The organism is Halorubrum sp. (assembly GCF_046498025.1).
GTDB lineage: Archaea > Halobacteriota > Halobacteria > Halobacteriales > Haloferacaceae > Halorubrum.
Genome location: NZ_JAWOBM010000043.1, coordinates 71478 through 87739, shown reverse-complemented (window position 1 = coordinate 87739; position 16262 = coordinate 71478). Strand labels below are relative to the sequence as shown.

General features: G+C 70.1%; 17 protein-coding genes and 1 tRNA gene. 14 read left to right on the top strand and 4 right to left on the bottom strand.

Annotation, left to right across the window (positions count from 1 at the left end; genetic code table 11):
- The first annotated feature begins 5 nt into the window (after nt 1-5).
- The 4 genes from R6U01_RS09180 (at nt 6) to pyrF (ending at nt 4184) form a co-directional block, all read left to right on the top strand.
- The gene (locus R6U01_RS09180; RefSeq protein ID WP_410286154.1) at nt 6-1667 is read left to right on the top strand and encodes a succinic semialdehyde dehydrogenase; all 1662 of its coding nucleotides are present in this window, start codon (nt 6-8) and stop codon (nt 1665-1667) included.
- A 73-nt stretch (nt 1668-1740) separates the two neighbouring features.
- Nucleotides 1741-2535 carry a hypothetical protein gene (locus tag R6U01_RS09175; RefSeq protein WP_410286153.1) on the top strand — a complete coding sequence of 265 codons (795 nt, stop codon included), beginning with the start codon at nt 1741-1743 and terminating at the stop codon, nt 2533-2535.
- Nucleotides 2493-3284, top strand: a complete 792-nt coding sequence (locus R6U01_RS09170; protein WP_410286152.1) for a class I SAM-dependent methyltransferase — start codon at nt 2493-2495, stop codon at nt 3282-3284. The genes R6U01_RS09175 and R6U01_RS09170 overlap by 43 nt, the downstream gene beginning before the upstream one ends.
- A 69-nt stretch (nt 3285-3353) precedes the next feature.
- The gene (gene pyrF, locus R6U01_RS09165; RefSeq protein WP_410286151.1) at nt 3354-4184 is read left to right on the top strand and encodes an orotidine-5'-phosphate decarboxylase; all 831 of its coding nucleotides are present in this window, start codon (nt 3354-3356) and stop codon (nt 4182-4184) included.
- A 36-nt stretch (nt 4185-4220) separates the two neighbouring features.
- Here pyrF and R6U01_RS09160 read toward each other — a convergent pair whose 3' ends face one another.
- The gene (locus tag R6U01_RS09160) at nt 4221-4364 is read right to left on the bottom strand and encodes a hypothetical protein (protein WP_410286150.1); all 144 of its coding nucleotides are present in this window, start codon (nt 4362-4364) and stop codon (nt 4221-4223) included.
- A gap of 51 nt (nt 4365-4415) precedes the next feature.
- Here R6U01_RS09160 and trmY point away from each other — a divergent pair, with 51 nt between their 5' ends.
- The 7 genes from trmY to R6U01_RS09125 all read left to right on the top strand — a co-directional run bounded on the left by trmY (nt 4416) and on the right by R6U01_RS09125 (nt 9951).
- Nucleotides 4416-5036 carry a tRNA (pseudouridine(54)-N(1))-methyltransferase TrmY gene (gene trmY / locus R6U01_RS09155; protein WP_410286149.1) on the top strand — a complete coding sequence of 207 codons (621 nt, stop codon included), beginning with the start codon at nt 4416-4418 and terminating at the stop codon, nt 5034-5036.
- Nucleotides 5017-5463 carry a CHY zinc finger protein gene (locus R6U01_RS09150; RefSeq protein ID WP_410286148.1) on the top strand — a complete coding sequence of 149 codons (447 nt, stop codon included), beginning with the start codon at nt 5017-5019 and terminating at the stop codon, nt 5461-5463. The genes trmY and R6U01_RS09150 overlap by 20 nt, the downstream gene beginning before the upstream one ends.
- Before the next feature lie 490 nt (nt 5464-5953).
- Nucleotides 5954-6026, top strand: a tRNA-Pro gene (locus tag R6U01_RS09145).
- 493 nt (nt 6027-6519) lie between these two features.
- A complete protein-coding gene (locus tag R6U01_RS09140; RefSeq protein WP_410286147.1) occupies nt 6520-7083 on the top strand; it encodes an AN1-type zinc finger domain-containing protein in 564 nt (187 codons plus the stop codon).
- A gap of 332 nt (nt 7084-7415) precedes the next feature.
- Nucleotides 7416-8849, top strand: coding sequence for a lamin tail domain-containing protein (locus R6U01_RS09135; protein WP_410286146.1), 1434 nt, complete (start codon nt 7416-7418; stop codon nt 8847-8849).
- Nucleotides 8846-9142, top strand: a complete 297-nt coding sequence (locus tag R6U01_RS09130; protein WP_410286145.1) for a DUF3006 family protein — start codon at nt 8846-8848, stop codon at nt 9140-9142. Before R6U01_RS09135 ends, R6U01_RS09130 begins: the two co-directional genes overlap by 4 nt.
- A gap of 107 nt (nt 9143-9249) precedes the next feature.
- Complete coding sequence (locus R6U01_RS09125; RefSeq protein WP_410286144.1) at nt 9250-9951, top strand: TVP38/TMEM64 family protein; 702 nt, start codon at nt 9250-9252, stop codon at nt 9949-9951.
- 40 nt (nt 9952-9991) lie between these two features.
- Here the strand turns inward: R6U01_RS09125 and R6U01_RS09120 are convergent, their stop codons facing one another.
- Both R6U01_RS09120 and R6U01_RS09115 read right to left on the bottom strand, forming a co-directional pair.
- Nucleotides 9992-10414: a GtrA family protein gene (locus tag R6U01_RS09120; RefSeq protein ID WP_410286143.1), complete on the bottom strand. Its 423-nt coding sequence runs from the start codon at nt 10412-10414 to the stop codon at nt 9992-9994.
- Nucleotides 10414-11916 carry a sulfatase gene (locus tag R6U01_RS09115; protein WP_410286142.1) on the bottom strand — a complete coding sequence of 501 codons (1503 nt, stop codon included), beginning with the start codon at nt 11914-11916 and terminating at the stop codon, nt 10414-10416. Before R6U01_RS09115 ends, R6U01_RS09120 begins: the two co-directional genes overlap by 1 nt.
- A gap of 253 nt (nt 11917-12169) precedes the next feature.
- Here R6U01_RS09115 and R6U01_RS09110 point away from each other — a divergent pair, with 253 nt between their 5' ends.
- The 3 genes from R6U01_RS09110 to R6U01_RS09100 are packed head-to-tail and all read left to right on the top strand — an operon-like array spanning nt 12170 to nt 13933.
- Nucleotides 12170-13126 carry an alpha/beta fold hydrolase gene (locus R6U01_RS09110; protein WP_410286141.1) on the top strand — a complete coding sequence of 319 codons (957 nt, stop codon included), beginning with the start codon at nt 12170-12172 and terminating at the stop codon, nt 13124-13126.
- 43 nt (nt 13127-13169) lie between these two features.
- Nucleotides 13170-13496, top strand: a complete 327-nt coding sequence (locus tag R6U01_RS09105) for a cupin domain-containing protein (RefSeq protein WP_410286140.1) — start codon at nt 13170-13172, stop codon at nt 13494-13496.
- Nucleotides 13496-13933: a rhodanese-like domain-containing protein gene (locus tag R6U01_RS09100; RefSeq protein ID WP_410286139.1), complete on the top strand. Its 438-nt coding sequence runs from the start codon at nt 13496-13498 to the stop codon at nt 13931-13933. The genes R6U01_RS09105 and R6U01_RS09100 overlap by 1 nt, the downstream gene beginning before the upstream one ends.
- Here R6U01_RS09100 and R6U01_RS09095 read toward each other — a convergent pair whose 3' ends face one another.
- Nucleotides 13934-16135, bottom strand: a complete 2202-nt coding sequence (locus R6U01_RS09095; protein WP_410286138.1) for a PGF-CTERM sorting domain-containing protein — start codon at nt 16133-16135, stop codon at nt 13934-13936.
- Nucleotides 16136-16262 lie beyond the last annotated feature (127 nt).

The window sequence follows — 16262 nt, the reverse complement described above, 5'->3', positions numbered from 1 at the left end:
CCCCGATGGATCCACCGGCTCTGACGGAGCCACCCGCCGCCCTCGCGGAAGCCCCGCATCTCTCGACTCGACGACTCGACGACCTCGCCGAGCGCGTCCGCCGCGCGGACGCGACAGAGCCGGCCGGTTCGGCGGACGCGCCCGACGAGAGCGACGCCCTCGACGTGATCGCGCCGGCGACGGCCGAGCGGATCGGTTCCGTGCCCGCCTGCGACGGCGACGACGTGAACGCCGCGGTCGACCGCGCGCGGGCGGCGCAGGCGGAGTGGGCCGAGACCCCCGCAACCGAGCGCGCGGCCGTCATCGACCGCTTCGGCGACCTCGTGCTCCGGCACCGCGAGCGGCTCCTGGACCTGCTCCAGCTGGAGACCGGGAAGTCCCGGCGCACCGCGGTCGAAGAGCTGCTGGACGTGCCGACCGGGTGTACCTACCTCGCGAACGAGGCGCCCGGCGCGCTCGCCGAGGAGCGCCGTCGCGGGGTCTTCCCCGGGCTCGCGACCGCGACGGTCACCTCCGACCCGGTGGGCGTCGTCGGCGTCATCTCGCCGTGGAACTATCCGCTGGTGCTCTCGATGGCCGACGCGCTCCCGGCGCTCGTCGCTGGCAACGCGGTCGTCTGCAAGCCCGACGAGAAGACGCCGTACGGCGCCCTCGCGCTCTCTGAGCTGTTGGAGGTCGCCGGCCTCCCCGACGACGTCTTCCAGGTCGTCACCGGCGAGGGGGCGACGGTCGGACCCGCGCTGATCGACGCGGTCGACTACGTGGCGTTCACCGGGGGCACCGAGACGGGGCGGACCGTCGCCGAGCGCGCCGGCCGGAACCTGATCGACTGCTCGCTGGAGCTCGGCGGCAACAACCCCCTCGTCGTGCTCGGCGACGTCGACGTCGACGAGGCGGCGCGCGGCGCGGTGGACGCCTGCTTCTCGAACGCGGGGCAGCTCTGTCTGGCCGCCGAGCGACTCTACGTCGAGGAGTCGGCCTACGACCCGTTCCTCGACGCGTTCGTGCGCGAGACGGGGGCGCTCACCCTCGGCACCGGCTACGACTACGACGACGACCTCGGCTCCCTGATCAACGCCGACCAACTCGACCGGGTTCAGGACCACGTCGACGAGGCCCGGGAGGCGGGCGCGACCGTGGAGACCGGCGGGCGCCACAGGCCGGACGTGGCGCCGTACTGCTACGAGCCGACCGTCCTGACCGACGTCGAGCCGGACGCGACGGTCGCCTGCGAAGAGACGTTCGGACCGGTGGTCGTCGTGACGCCGGTCCCGGACGCGGCCGCCGCGGTCGCCGCCGCCAACGACTCGCTGTACGGCCTCAACGCGAGCGTGTGGACCGCCGACCGCGAGCGCGGCGCGGCGGTCGCCCGCGAGATCGACTGCGGCACCGTCAACGTCAACGACGGTTTCCTCGCGACGTGGGGCGCGGCCGACGCGCCGATGGGCGGGTTCGGCGACTCCGGACTCGGCCGCCGCCACGGCCCGGAGGGGATCCGGCGGTACACCGAGTCGCGGACGGTCGGGGTCTCCCGCGTCGGTCCGCTCGGCTTCCCCGACCGGCTCCCGACAGGGTGGTTCGTCAGGGGCGCCTTCGCGGCGACCTCGCTCGGCCGAAAAGCGAGCCGGGGCGTGCGGCGGCTCAAAGAGCGGATCGGGCTGCGGTAGCTCCGGTCTCCGTGGAAGAGCGAGCCGCCGCTCCGACCTGCGGATTCAAGGCCGTCGGCTGTCACGTGACACCATGGCAGGACCTGACCCCGCCGAACTGCGGCGGGTCGTCGACGCGTTCCCCGCGGCAGACGGCGACACGGCCGACGGCGACGCGACAGACGGCGACGCGGCAGACGGCGTCGACGACCTCCTCGACGGGACGTACGGCAGGATGAGACGCGACTGGTACCCCGAACTCGCGGAGCTGACGGCGGCGTACGCCGCGGGCGACGTCCTCCGCGAGGACGTGCTCGAACACGTCGAGGCGGTGCCGTCGTTCCGGCTCTCCGACGGCGCGGCGCCGCTCCCGGGGAACCGGCGAGCGCTGGCGGCGGCGGACGAGGCGGCCGACGAGGTGGCCGAGGTCGCCGGCTGGTACGCGACGCTGCGATCGATGCTCGACGACGACCCCGACGACCTGACCCGCCTCGAAGGACTGCTCCACGGCTTCGGCTACGTCCTCGCGCACGGGCTCTTCCTCGGCGCGTCGTCGCCCGCGCGGGTCGTTCGGCGGCTCCGACTGGCGTACCGGTCCGTCGGCGTCAGCATCGACGAGACCGAACGCGAGGCCGGCGCCGAGCGGACGACGTTCACCTGTCCGTACCGTGGCGTGGGCGCGCGGAGGTACGGCGAGAAGTGGGTGTGTCACGAGAAGCTCGACCGCGTCGACGACGGGTACGTGACCTACCTCGCGGAGCGGGGGATCGACTACCAGCGGCCGCGGGACTGCGACGGGAGCGACCGGTGTTATTCCACCGTCGCGCGCGACGGCCCGGAGCTGTGGTGGCCGAAGACCGCTCCCGCGGCGGTTCGCGCCCGCTCGTGACCCGCGATCGACGACGGCCACGGCTGCGAGCGGGGGCGAACGCGACGCGCTCGGGCGACACACCGACCACGGCGACCGACGACGAGCCGCTGGCACACCGGATCCAGCGCGGCTACGCGGCGTGGGCGCGGGTCTACGACTGGTTCGCGCGGGCGACCGCGTCCGTCGGCGGGGTGCGGGCGGGCTGCGTCCGGGCGCTCGACCTCGACCCGGGCGACACCGTCGTCGAGTTCGGCTGCGGGCCGGGCGTCAACGTCCCGTCGCTCCGGGCGGCCGTGGGCCCGACGGGGCGCGTCGTCGGCGTCGACATCACCGGCGCGATGCTCGACCGGGCGCGACGGCTGGCCGAGCGGCGCGGGTGGGAGAACGTCGAGTTCGTGCGCGGCGACGCCACCGACCCGCCGGTCCGCTCGGCGGACGCCGTCCTCGCGACGTTCGTCACGTCGCTGTTTCCCGACCCGTACGCCGCCGTGAGCGAGTGGTGCGCGCTGGCCGACGGCGTCGTCGTCGCGGCGTTCGCGCCGCGAGGGAGTCGGCCCGCGAACGCCGCCCTCTCCGCGTTCACCCGCCTGAACGGGCGGCTGTTCGACGCGAAGGGAGGCGACCCGCTCGCCCAGCTTGACGCGCGGACGGCGGCCGCGCGGCGGGCGCTCGCGGACAACTCGGAGCGGCTGACGGAAGAGCGGTACCTGTTCGAGACGATCACGGTGTACGCCGGGCACGGACGTGCGGTCGGCCCGACCGAATAACGCGGGACCGACGGACGGGTCCCCGAGCGGAACGCAACGTTTAGCGCGTCCCCGGTCGCAGTGGCGGGCATGAGCTTCTTCGAGACGCTGGCGGCCCGGATCGAGTCGACGGACAGCGTCGTCTCGGTCGGGCTCGACCCCGACCCGAGCCGGCTCCCCGAGTTCGTCGTCGACGCCGACCTGCCCCGGTGGGCGTTCAACCGCCGGATCATTGACGCGACGCACGAGCACGCCGCCTGCTACAAGCCGAACGCCGCCTTCTACGAGGACGCCGATGGCTGGCGCGCGCTCCGGGAGACGATCGCCTACGCGCACGGCAGAGACGTCCCCGTCCTCCTCGACGCCAAGCGCGCCGATATCGGCAACACGACCCGGCGGTACGCCGCCGCGCTCGACGACGCCGACGCGATCACCGTGAATCCGTACCTCGGCCGCGACTCCCTCCAGCCGTTCCTCGACCGCGCGGAGAAGGGCGTGTTCGTCCTCTGTCGCACCTCGAACCCGGGCGGGAGCGACCTCCAGGACCTCGAACTCGCCTCCGGCGAGCCCCTCTACGAGCGCGTCGCGGCGCTCGCGGACGTCTGGAACGCCAACGACAACGTCGGGTTGGTGGTCGGCGCGACCGCGCCCGAGGAACTGGCGGAGGTCCGCGAGATCGTCCCGGAGATCCCTTTCCTCGTCCCCGGCGTGGGCGCGCAGGGCGGCGACGCGGAGGCCGCCGTCGAGCACGGGCTCGCGAGCCGCCCAGGCGCCGCCGTCGACGTCGGGCTCGTCAACTCCTCTCGGGGGATCATCTTCGCCGGTGAGGAGTCGAGCCGCCCGGGCGACGAGGCGACGTACGTCGGCGCCGCGGGCGACGCCGCGAAGCGACTCACAAAGCGGCTGAACCGGCACCGGTAGGCGGTTCGTCGACGGCCGGTCGGTCTCGGGCCCGGTCTACTGCTGGTGTCCCTGCACGCAGATCGTGCAGGCGCCCGCGGCGTCGTTCCAGTGGTCGTCGCAGACGGCGTTCCCGCACCGCGGGCAGGTGTGTCGGGCGGTCGCGGCCTCGCACACCTGACAGAGTCCAGTGACGCTCATACGCCTCTCACCGGTCGCGTGCCTTATCAGGATCGGGGTCAACTCGGGCGTATGCGCCAGTTCGTCGTCATCGGTCACGACGCGCCCACCGATCCGGACGAGATCTCGCTGTCGGACCTCCCCGGCACGGGGCGGCTCGACCTGCTCTGTCGGTGCGTCGCGACCGGCGTCTTCCTCTCGCACGGGATCCGCGAGGCCGTGCGGGTCAACCTCGTCGTCGCCGACGAGCTCACCGTCACCTTCGACGCGGACAGCCTCCGCCACCTCCACCCGGACGAGCGCAACGTCGCCGCCCGGGTGCGCGACGCGCTCGACGCGACGGCCGACGCCATCGGCCACATGCCCGCGGACGTCTCGCCGGGGGTCGAGCTCCGCCGGATGGGGCTCGACGCGACCCTCGGTCGGCTGCTCGACGCCGGCGGGACGGGTGCGGCCGCCGATCCGACGCTCGTCCAGCTCCACGAGGACGGCGAGCCCCTCGTCGACGCCGCGCCCCCGACGGACCCCGTGTTCGTGCTCTCGGACCACCGCGATTTCACGGACGAGGAGGAGGAACTGCTCGCGGCGCGCGCGGATCGCCGGGTGCGCGTCGGTCCCGAGCTGCTCCACGCCGACCACACCGTCTCGGTCGTACACAACTGGCTCGACACCGATGGCTACGAGTCCTACTGACCGCCGGACCACGACCGCGCCCGCGACCGACGGTCGGTTCGCGGTCCCCCTGCGCGGGGTCGCCGTCGACTCCGAGACGCGCTGCGCGCACTGGGACGACGCCGTCGACGTTATCGCGCTCCGCTTCGGGTGCTGTGAGACGTACTACCCCTGCGACGCCTGCCACGACGCCGCGGCCGACCACGAGGCCGAGCCGTGGCCCCGCGACCGGTTCGGCGAGCCGGCGGTGCTCTGCGGCGTCTGCGGGGCGACCCTGTCCGCTCGCGAGTACCTCGACGGCGACAGCGAGGCGCGACGCGCCGCTGGCAGCGAGGGACACAGTCCCTCGGGCAACCGGGCTTCGCCCGGTGACGACGCCTGCCCGCGCTGCGGCGCCGACTTCAACCCCGGCTGTCGCAAGCACCGGGACCGCTACTTCGAGGTGTGACGGGAGCGGAGCGCGACCACGGCGACGACGATTTATAAGTGTCCACGCGGTGCGGTGGCGCGCTCCGGTGAGCGCCGCCCCGCGGCGCGACTCCGAGCGCGAGGGAGTCGGTCGCTCGGAGCGACGCAGAGAGCGACCGACGAGGCTGGGGAGGCGTGAGGTGCGGTCGCTGCGCGGGTGGGTGGGATTCAAAGGGGCAGTCGCGATTCCCGCGAGCATCGCGAGCGGGAAGACGGGAGACGGAGTCTCCCGGAAGGGCGAAGCACGCCGATGCAAGGACCGCAAGGAGTGAGTCAAACGAACGACTGAGGACCACAGCGAGGCGCACGAGCCGTCGCGGCTGGGGCTTTGGAAGTGTTCACCGCAGATCCGGTCTCACCCGTTTATAAACAAGCGCCGACGGCTTCGGAGGCGTCCGCGGTCGCCGTCGATTCTCGACTGCCCCCCTTTTCGGAAGGATTAAAAGAACGAGCGGCCTTCTGTCAAACGCGGGCCGGTGGGGTAGCTTGGTATCCTTCGGCCTTCGGGTGGCCGTAACCACGATTCAAATTCGTGCCGGCCCATTTTCACCCCACTTCGCAACGACGAGCGCTAGCGAGGAGTCCGTAGTGGGCGTGAGACTGCCAGCGGGCGAATTTGAATCAGTGAGCAAATCGAAGATTTGCGACCGTGATTCAATATTCGTGCCGGCCCACTTCTCCCGCATCCGTTTTAATCTTCTCCGTACCGGGAGGTGACTCGCGCGCCGTCTCCGGAGCGACAGTCACGATCCGCGCCCGCCGAAATCCGATTGGTGGTTGACCACGGCGAAGATCGCGTCGGGCTAGGAATGTGCTCGATTTGCGAACTCGTCGGTGAGTGGATGCTTAGACAGACCGCAACGAGCCTCAGTGACCGTGCGGCGCCGCAGCACCGGTCTGACCTGCGGCCAGTCGTACAATCGCAATGACCTCCTAACACACCGTTAAGAAATAAATAGTGTTTGATAAAAATGAAATTCATGTTAACTCATATATTTGCTCGCGGTCATCATCCCGACTCACTCGGTGTTTTAAAATGACCGAGACCCCGTTCCGTGACCGTCTACACGAAGACGATCCAGAGTATCGCAGGGAACACGCCTCGCATCGTTGTACCAAGTGCGACTGGCAGGTGTTCAGCCATGAAAAGTATGAGTGCTCCTACTGTGGCGATGACTACTGCCCGGACCATCGACTCCCTGAGAAACACGACTGTATCGATTTCAGTACCTACGTAGCGTCAGAAAAAAACATCTCAAGCGCACGGCTTACTGATTCACCGTCAGAGAAGCAGTCATTTCGGGCGCATATGCCAGAGATCCCGATTCAAGAACTCGCCGAGCGCACACGAGAGCGACGAGAGCAGATTGAGACGAAACAGGACAAAATCAAACAGGAACAGAAAGAGCAGTTTGCTAGCCCAGACGTGAATTTGGACGGGAGTCTCTCGGAACCAGAGTACGAGGAGGATATCCAGTCCATCGGGAATGAAGGGAGAAGCAACACCGAAACGGCGAGCGGAGCGAATATCACAAAGATTGTCCTACTGCTCTTGGTAATTCTCGGATTGGCTATTGGCGTGTACGTGACCGTACTGTAGGTTTGCGTACTGAGAGTCCTGTTCCCGAGCGTGCTGCGGTGCTGTGAGAGCGCTTGAAGATGTGAGACCAACACTCGTCTCAGAATCGACAAAAGGGGGGCGGTTTTGCCCTCCTACAATGAGGATGGTCTGACCAACGAGGTTGTACACAATTTGTACCGACGTACTGACGAGAATATCTCGATTGAGGAAGTGACTGACAGAACGGAGCCACAGGAATCCAGAAATCACAGTACCGACAAAAGAATGTCGGGGCCGAGCGTGGGTGATTTAGATTAGCAACGAAGGTAACGGGCCCACATCTCTTTATCAGTGTAGGACATTAACACAATATGAAACGAACCGGGGGAAAGCTACGGATCCTCTTGGCGGTGGGGATCATCCTGCTCGCGGGGTGTGCGGGCGCAGTACCCGGCGATCAGACGTCGACGGAACCGGACACCGGCGGCGATACGGCGAACGGCACCGTCGAAGTCCATTACATCAACGTCGGACAGTCGGTCAGTACGCTCGTCGTCGGCCCCGAGGGAGAGACGATGCTCGTCGACACTGGCCACTACAACGACGACGGGGAGTACGTGTTGCGGTACCTCCAACGACACGACATCAGCCGCATCGACCACCTCGTCACCTCGCACAACGACGCGGACCACATCGGCGGCAACGCGGCGGTCATCGAGTACTACGAGACCGAGGCGGACGGGATCGGAGCGGTCTACGATCCGGGTATCGCCGCGAGCACGCAGACGTACGGCGAGTACCTCGACGCCGTCGAGGAACACGACGTGACGCTGTACGAGACCCGCGAGGGGGACGCCCTCTCGTTCGGCGAAGTCGACGTCGACGTCCTCGGACCGCCGGAGCCGTACCTCGAAGACGAGGCACGCAACGAGAACAGCATCGTCCTCAAGCTCACGCACGGGGAGACGAGCTTCCTGCTCTCCGGCGACGCCGAGGACGACCAGGAGGCGTACCTGATCGACACGTACGGGACGCAGCTCCGGTCGACCGTCCTGAAGGCCGGCCACCACGGCTCTTCGAGCTCGTCGAGCGAGCCGTTCCTCGACGCGGTGCAGCCGCGGGCGGTCGTCGTCTCGAGCGCGTACGACTCCCAGTACGGGCACCCGCACGAGGAGGTCCTCCAGCGGCTGGCGGACCGGTCGGTCCCGGCGTACTGGACCGCGACGCACGGCGACGTCGTCCTCGTGAGCGACGGGAGCGGCGTCTCCGTGCAGACCCAACGCGACGCGCCCACCGACCCGCTCGCGATCCGCGACGCCGACCCGATCGAGCCGGGCACGAGCGGCGACGTCGTCGAACGCGCTCGCCTCGGCGGCGCTCCGACCGAGGGCGACACCGACGGCGACGTCGGGACGGACGGCGAAACGGACGACGGCGCCGAGGAGAACGAAACGGCGTCGACCGAGCCCGGCGCGGCGCTGGAGGTCGCGGCGATCAACGCGGACGCCGAGGGCGACGACCGCGAGAACCTCAACGACGAGTACGTGGTCTTCGAGAACACGGGCGAGGACCCGATCGACCTCTCGGGGTGGACCGTCGAAGACGAGGCGGGTCGGAGCTACGAGTTTCCCCAGGGGTTCACGCTCGAGGCGGGCGCGACGGTGACGCTTCGAACCGGCAGCGGAACCGACACCGACACCGAGCTGTACTGGGGGTCGGGTTCGCCGGTCTGGAACAACGACGGCGACAGGGTGATACTGTCGAACGACGACGGAGATCGTGTCATCGAGGTGAGCTACGAATGACCGACATCGAACTCCCGGACGGCGAGTACACCGCGGTGGTCGACAACGTCGAAGACGGGCTCGCGACCGTGTTCTTCGAACGCGACGGCGAGGAGGTGGGTGACGCGCTCTTGGAGGCCTCCCGGCTCCCGTCGGACGCACGGCACGCCGACGCCGTTCTCTCCGTGACCCTCAGCGACGGGAGCGTCGAGTCCGCCTCGTACGAGCCCGAGCGGACGGAAACCAGATCGGCGGCGGCACAGGACCGGTTCGATCGGCTCTCGCGGCGACCGCCGTCCGACGAGGACTCGTGAGTCGCTCCAAGCTCGGACGGCGACCCTGAGACGGTCAGTCACCCGCCTCCCGCCGAGGTGTCTCCGTTGACAAGTTTCAAGGCCACCGCCGGACGGGTGTAACACGAATGAAGGTCTTCGCCTCGGCGTCGGATCGACGCCGGGGAATCCTCGCCCTCGTCGCCGTCGCGGTCGCGTTCGCCGGCCTCTACGTGTTCGTCCGGGAGTACGCGGCGTTCGTCGGGGACGCCGCGGCCCTGCGGGTGTGGCTCCGGCAATTCGGCGCGTTCGCCCCGCTCGTGTTCGTTCTCATCCAGATCCTCCAAGTGATTCTCGCGCCGATCCCGGGACAGGTCGTCGCCCTGGCCGCGGGGTACCTCTTCGGTCCGTTCTGGGGCACCGTCTACAGCCTCACCGGCGTGCTCATCGGGAGCGCGATCGCCTTCTCGCTCGCGAAGCGCTACGGTCGGTCGTTCGTCGAGGACGTGCTCCACGAGGACGTGATCGCCCGCTTCGACGCGTTCGTCGAGACGGTCGGGATTCCGGGGCTGTTCGTGTTCGTCCTCATCCCCGGCCTTCCCGACGACGCGATCTGCTTTCTGAGCGGTCTCACGAAGTGGAAGCTTCCGGCCTTCATGGCCGTGATCAGCGTGGGTCGCCTGCCGGCGTACGTGCTCGCGGTGTACGCCGGCGACGAGTTCGCGAGCGGACGGGTCCTCTCAGGGATTGCGCTCGTCCTCGCGCTCGTGCTCGCCTCCGTCGCCGGTTACTACAAACAGGAGGCGATCCGCGATCTCATCGCGCGGGTGGGGCCGCGGCGTCCATTATAAAAGGACGTCTGATACAAACGCGCGTCCGGCGCTCCGGGCGTCAGCCCCAGGTCCATCGCCGGTCGAGGACGAACCGATAGAGCCCGCTGAGGAAGATGGCGATCGCGTTGGCGACGAGGTACATCATTTCCCCCCACTCGACGAGCGCGTAGAGGACGCCCAGCTGGATCGGGATCGCCGTCCCCCGGACGAGGTTCGTCTTCGCGAGTCCGGAGAGGTACTCGGCCATGCCGGTGTTCTGGCTCGCCTGAAACGTCCACGCGTTGTTGAACACGTACGAGAGGATGATCGTGGTTTCGATGGCGATCGCCGCGCCGATGAGGTAGTTGATCCCGGCGACGTCGACGAACAGCCAGAGCAGCGCCATCTGGATGCCTGCCGTGAGCGCGCCGACGACGATGAACCGACGGAGTTGGACGGCGATCGGTCCGCTGACGAGGTCGCGGAGGATCGCCCGGATCATCACCGATAGCCGAGCGCCTCGAGCCGGGCTTCGAGGTCCTCGTCGACCTCGTCGTCCCCGGTGGCGTCTCCTTCCCGGTCGCGAAGCTCCGCGACGTGGTCCGCGGCGATGGGCGCGAACCGCTCCACCACGGCCAGCTCGTCGTCGGTCGGGTCCGCCGACAGGTCCTCCTGTTGGGTCGGATCCGAGGGCCGGTGGTACAGCTCCGTCTCCCCCGTGTCCGCGTTCTCGATGTAGGTCCACTCCGCGTCGCGGACGCTCACGAGGAGGTCGCCGTCGGCCATCGACCGCGGGATGGGCTGCTCGGTCACGTCATCGCCGCGAACGGTCACGGAGACGACGGGGTCTTGTTCCGGCTCGGCCTCGCCCCGGACCGCGGGCGCCACCGACTCCCCGCGCCACTCCGGCGGCGACTCGACGCCGAGCAGGTCGGCGACGGTCGGCGGAATCGCGTCGAGCCCGACGTGCTCGGAGACGCGCCCCCCGTCCTCGCCGGGCACGTTCACGATGAACGGGACGCGGATCAGCTCGTCGTACAGCTTGGGGTAGTGCGCGAGGTGGCCGTGCTCCTGGAACTCCTCGCCGTGGTCGCCCGCGACCACGATCGCGGTCTCGTCGGCGACGCCGGCCGCTTCGAGCGCGTCGAGCACCCGTCCCACGCTCGCGTCGACCTGTCGCACGGTCGCCTGGTACAGCGTCCGCAGTTCGTGGAGGGTTCGTTCGCCGACCTCCAGCCCGAGGCTCGTGCGGGTGTGCGCGTGAAGCATCCGGTGGGTCCCGACGATCCCGTCGGACACCTCCCGGATGTACCGCGGCGCCGGGACGTACGGCGTGTGCGTGTCCATGTAGTGGGTCCACAGGAAGAACGACCCGTCCGCGTCGTCGATGAACTCGGTGGCGGCGTCCTCGACGTCGAACATCCGCGAGGCGTCGAGGAAGGGGCGCTCGTCGCTCTGTCCCCTCAGCCTAGATCCGAGGCGGCGGAACGGCGAGGCGAGCAGCTGGATCCACGCCTCGACCGTCGGGTGCGCGGCGAGATAGCGGCTGTACACGCTGGACCCGACGCTGGTGACGAACGGCTCGAACTCGTCGAACCCCTCCGGGTACCCCCAGTGGGAGGTGAGAAAGCCGTTGGCGGCGTTGAACCCGCCGGTCGCGATTCCCGCCTCGGAGAGCACCGAGGCGAGCGTCCGCGCGTCGGTCACGCCGATGTCACCGTTCCGGGCGAAAACGGGCTCCGAGGCGAGGATCGAGGGGAACGAGAAGGGCGTCCAGTTCCCGGTCGCGAACGATTGCTCGAACACCGTCCCGCCGTCGGCCAGGTCCGCGAGCACCGGCGACCGCCGCCCCTCGTCGTACGGCGCGATCGCGTCCGCTCGCAGCGAGTCGATCGTAATCAGGACGACGTTCGAGACCTCGCGGCCCGCGTCTATCGACCGCGATTCCTCCGGCGTGGACGAGTTCGAGGCCGCCTCGTCCGAGTGTGACGTGTCCGATGCCATGTTATACGGGAGGTGTCTCCGACCTTGCGACACCGCGAAACGGCTCGACCGGTCGTGCCGTGTCCCGTCGGCGGTCCGAACGGGACTCGGTCGCCCGTCGAGGAGAGGGAGCCGTGGGGGCCCCGCGCCTCGTCGAGCCGCGCGTCAGAAACACGAGTGTACCCCAGAAGCCGCATGCCAGCGGCTTGAGGATTTCGATCGCAGAGACGGCGTCGAGCGTAGGTATTTGCCGGCCGCGTGCGAACGGAACCGCATGAACGACGCGACGACCGACGCCGTCCGCGGGGTCGACGCCCTCGACGCGGACGTCCCGGACGACGAGGTCCCCGAGTCGGTGCCCGCCGAGTCGCGGGCGGTGGAGACGAACGGCGTCCGGCTCCACGTCGTCGAGGCGGGGCCGACGGACGGCAAGCTGCTCCTGTTGCTGCACGGCTTCCCAGAGTTCTGGTACGGCTGGCACGAGACGATCGCGCCGCTGGCCAACGAGGGGTACCGCGTCGTCGTCCCGGACCAGCGCGGGTACAACCTCTCGGAGAAGCCGCCGGCCGTGAGCGACTACCGGATCGACGAGCTCGCGCGTGACGTCGTCGGCATCGTCGACGCATACGGGCGCGAGACGGCCGCCGTCGCCGGCCACGACTGGGGCGCGGCGGTTGGGTGGTGGCTCGCGCTCCACAACGCCGACCGCGTCTCCGAGTTCGTCGCGGTCAACGTGCCGCACCCGACCGTCTTCGAGCAGGAGCTCCGGAACTCGTGGGACCAGCGGCTCAAGAGCTGGTACATGCTTCCGTTCCAGCTCCCGAAGCTCCCCGAGACCGTCGCGAGCGCCGGGAACTGGCGACTGGCCGTCCGTGGGCTCCGCGACACCAGCGCCCCGGGCACGTTCAGCGACGAGGACATCCGGCGCTACCGCCGCGCGTGGGACCGCGAGGGGGCCTTCGAGTCGATGGTGAACTGGTACCGAGCGATCGTCCGAGACCGCCCGACTCCCGAGCAGATCCGCGTCGAGGTCCCGACGCTGGTTATCTGGGGAGCGGAGGACCGCTTCCTCGCCAAGCGGATGGCGGGCCGAAGCGTCGACCACTGCGTCGACGGTCGGCTGCTGACGCTCGACACCGCGTCCCACTGGGTCGTCCACGAGGAGCCGCACCGCGTCGCCGAGGCGATCGCCGACCACGCCGACCCCCTCCCGCCCGGCGCGCGGGAGTAGTCCCGCCACGCACTTTTTATATCGACGGCGACGACCGTCGGACATGACGCTCGACAGATACGCGACCGCCGTCGACGACCTCGACCCGGCCCCGGGCGAGGTGGAGACCGCCGAACTCGTCGTCACCGACGACGTGCTCGTCAAGGCGTTCGTCCTCGGTCCGGACGCCGTCCTCGACCCGCACGAACACGCCGACGCGACCAACGTCTTCCACGTGGTCGAGGGGCGGCCGACCGTCGTCCGAGGCGAGACCGAGGAGACCCTCGCGGCGCCCGCGGTGGTCCTGAACGAACGCGGTGCGGTCCACGGCGCCCGGAACGACACGGAGGAGCGAGCCGTGCTGACGGCGAGCCTCTGCCCGCTCCCCTGATGGACGGCGAGATCGACCCGGACGAGCTGGTGGGGCTCCTCGGTGACGAGGCCGACGGCGAAGGTGACGAGGCCGACGGCGAAGGTGACGAGGCCGATAACCTCCGGATCGTCGACATCCGCGACCGGCGGGCGTTCGACCGCGGCCACATTCCCGGCAGCGAGTGCGTCCCGTTCCCCGAGCTGACGACGCGCGTCGGAGAGCTCGAGGGCGCCTCGCGGATCGTCACCGTCTGTCCGCACGGAATCGCCAGCCGGCAGGCCGCCCAGCTGATCGGGAGCTACGCCGGGATCGAGGACGCGCGCGTCGAGAGCCTCCGCGGCGGCGTCGAGGCCTGGGAGCGCGACGTCGACGAGCTGGTGACGACGGCGGGAGCCGACGGGACCCCCGACGCGAACGACGGCGAGACCGACGAGGGGCCGCAGGCGCCGTTCTAGCTACGGGCGACCGCGTCGGCCGAACAGCCCCGCGACCGCCAAGAGCGCGACGACCGCGACCACCGGGCCGAATCCGGGCGCCTCGTCGTCGGTGACCTCACCGAGCGGCCCGTCGCCCTCCACGACGACCGTCGTCGAGGCCTCGTCCTCCGGACCGACGACGGTCACGGTCACCTCGCGGTCCCCGCCCCCGATACCGTCTGACGCCCCCGCCTCCCCGAGCGCGACCGTCCGCTCGACCGTCCCCTCAGCGCCGGCGTCGAGCCGGGCGGGGGCGGTCGCGACCGTCTCGCCGTCGACCCGGAACTCCACGTCGCCCCCGGCGGGGAGCCCGGCGTCGTTGCCGACGGCCCCGGTGACGCGAACCGACTCGCCGGCGGCCACGCTGTCCGCGTCGGTCGAGACGCCGCGGACCGACGGCGGCGCGGGCTCCGAGACGGCGACCGTCAGCCGCTCGCCGCCGACGCGGACCGCGTAGGTCCCCGGCTCCGCGAAGGCGTGCTCGAAGCGCTCGGTCGTCTCCGCGCCGCCTTGGACCGAGCCGTTCCGGGTCGCGACCGACTCGCCGTCGACGGTCAGCGCGAGGTCGTACTCGCCCGCGACGCCGCCCGTGTTGGCGACGTCGACGGCGAGCGCGAGCGTCTCGCCCGCCACGAGCTCGACCGGGTCGCGGGCGACCGGGCGGTCGCGGTACTCCCCGGTCGCTCGGACGCCGTCGTCGGGCACGTCGTAGCCGACCTGCGCCGGCGTCTCACCGAACGCCTCCACGTGGGCCGCGCGGTCCCACGTCTCGGTCGTCTCCCTCGTGGTCGTCAGCCGCTCGGCCTCGGCGCGGATCGCGGCCGCGGTCCCGTCGTCGGCCCCCTCGGCCGCGGCCGCCTCGACCGCGTCGAGGACGTCCGCGTTCGAGACCGGCTCGTCCGCCGCGTTCAGATCGCGGAGGACCGTCGCGAGCGACGCGCTCCCGTCGGTCGCGACCCGGAGGCGGCGGTCGATCTCGCCGGCGACGAGCGCCCCCTTCGTGTAGTCGGGGTTCCGCTCCCACGTGCCGGGGTCGGCGAGCACGGCCGAGGCGTCGGGGTCGCGCTCGCCGCGCGCTAGAGTCCGCTCGAACGCCTCGAAGTCGGCGGCGCCGCGGTCGAGCGCGAACAGCGCGGCGTAGTAGGTCGCGCTCGCCTCGGTGAGCCAGCGGCCGCTCGCCTCGGCGCGATAGGCCTGCCGCGTGTGGACGTACTCGTGGGTCCACACGTCCGTGGTCGTACCCGCCGGCTCGACGTCTCGGACCCACAGGTCCGCGTCGCCGGTCTGGAGCCCCCGGACGCCCCACTCGACGCCGTCCGTGGGAGCGACGACCGCGAACACCGTCTCGTCGCGCGCGCCGACCTGCAGCGCGGTCGACGCCGACTCGAAGACGGCGAACACCTCCTCGGGGGTCGCCTCCGCCTCGGCCGCGTCGGGCACGATCAGCCGGTAGCGCTGCCCGCCCGCCTCTCTGACGTACTCCTCGTGGGGGCCGAGGAACGCCACCGCCTGCGAGGCGACTCCCTCGCCGTCGACGGCGTTCTCGCGCGTCAGCCGGACCTGACCGTCGTACTGCCCGGTGTACGACCAGCTCGCGCTCGTCCGCGGCGTCCGGACCAGCGCCCACTCGCCGGCGTCGACGAATCGGTAGGTGCCGCGCGCGCCGAGCGGTCCCGCCTCACTGACGGTGTCGTTGGCGTCCATCGCGTAGGTGAGCGACGGGTCCGCCGTCTCCCCGTCCCATTCCCACGCCGACGCGTCGGGGTCGGCGTCGTCGGCCGGCTCGAACCCGTCGGCCTCGACCGCGTCGTCGTTCGCGCTGAGCAGCGTCACCCTGAATTCCGTGACCCGGTCGGGGATCTCCGCGCGGGTCGTGACCCCGACCGTCCCGGGCTCCTCCGTCAGGGACAGCTCGTTCCGCAGGCGTATCGCGTCGCCGTCGTCGACCTGTCCCGCGCCGCCACTCCCCGTTCCTCGCGAGGGGGCGGGACCGACCGACCCGTGGAAGGCGGTCCCGCCGAGCGCGACGCCGTGGGTCGCGGCGGCGAGGCCCTCGTCGCCAGCACCGTCGTCGCCCGCCGCTCCCCCGGCGACGCCTATCGCGCCGACGAGCAAGAGGACGACGAGCAAGAGCGCACCGAGCGACGCGACCCCCCCGAGATCCGACCCCGACCGTGTCATTGTTTCCAACGCCGTCCGACGCCGACATAGGCCTGTTCCTCTCGACGGGGAGCGCCGTGGCTCTAGGGGTCCGGAGCGGTGTTCAAAAAACCGAGCGGCGGGGGGAGAGAGGGAGCGTGTCGCACCC

Bases quoted from the DNA above. Each gene is read 5' to 3' on its own strand.
- R6U01_RS09105 (WP_410286140.1), top strand. From the start codon at position 13,170: ATGACGCTCGACAGATACGCGACCGCCGTCGACGACCTCGACCCGGCC.
- R6U01_RS09130 (WP_410286145.1), top strand. From the start codon at position 8,846: ATGACCGACATCGAACTCCCGGACGGCGAGTACACCGCGGTGGTCGAC.
- R6U01_RS09140 (WP_410286147.1), top strand. From the start codon at position 6,520: ATGACCGAGACCCCGTTCCGTGACCGTCTACACGAAGACGATCCAGAG.
- R6U01_RS09095 (WP_410286138.1), bottom strand. From the start codon at position 16,135: ATGACACGGTCGGGGTCGGATCTCGGGGGGGTCGCGTCGCTCGGTGCG.
- R6U01_RS09175 (WP_410286153.1), top strand. From the start codon at position 1,741: ATGGCAGGACCTGACCCCGCCGAACTGCGGCGGGTCGTCGACGCGTTC.
- trmY (WP_410286149.1), top strand. From the start codon at position 4,416: ATGCGCCAGTTCGTCGTCATCGGTCACGACGCGCCCACCGATCCGGAC.
- R6U01_RS09125 (WP_410286144.1), top strand. From the start codon at position 9,250: ATGAAGGTCTTCGCCTCGGCGTCGGATCGACGCCGGGGAATCCTCGCC.
- pyrF (WP_410286151.1), top strand. From the start codon at position 3,354: ATGAGCTTCTTCGAGACGCTGGCGGCCCGGATCGAGTCGACGGACAGC.
- R6U01_RS09160 (WP_410286150.1), bottom strand. From the start codon at position 4,364: ATGAGCGTCACTGGACTCTGTCAGGTGTGCGAGGCCGCGACCGCCCGA.
- R6U01_RS09115 (WP_410286142.1), bottom strand. From the start codon at position 11,916: ATGGCATCGGACACGTCACACTCGGACGAGGCGGCCTCGAACTCGTCC.
- R6U01_RS09110 (WP_410286141.1), top strand. From the start codon at position 12,170: ATGAACGACGCGACGACCGACGCCGTCCGCGGGGTCGACGCCCTCGAC.
- R6U01_RS09120 (WP_410286143.1), bottom strand. From the start codon at position 10,414: ATGATCCGGGCGATCCTCCGCGACCTCGTCAGCGGACCGATCGCCGTC.
- R6U01_RS09135 (WP_410286146.1), top strand. From the start codon at position 7,416: ATGAAACGAACCGGGGGAAAGCTACGGATCCTCTTGGCGGTGGGGATC.
- R6U01_RS09150 (WP_410286148.1), top strand. From the start codon at position 5,017: ATGGCTACGAGTCCTACTGACCGCCGGACCACGACCGCGCCCGCGACC.
- R6U01_RS09100 (WP_410286139.1), top strand. From the start codon at position 13,496: ATGGACGGCGAGATCGACCCGGACGAGCTGGTGGGGCTCCTCGGTGAC.
- R6U01_RS09180 (WP_410286154.1), top strand. From the start codon at position 6: ATGGATCCACCGGCTCTGACGGAGCCACCCGCCGCCCTCGCGGAAGCC.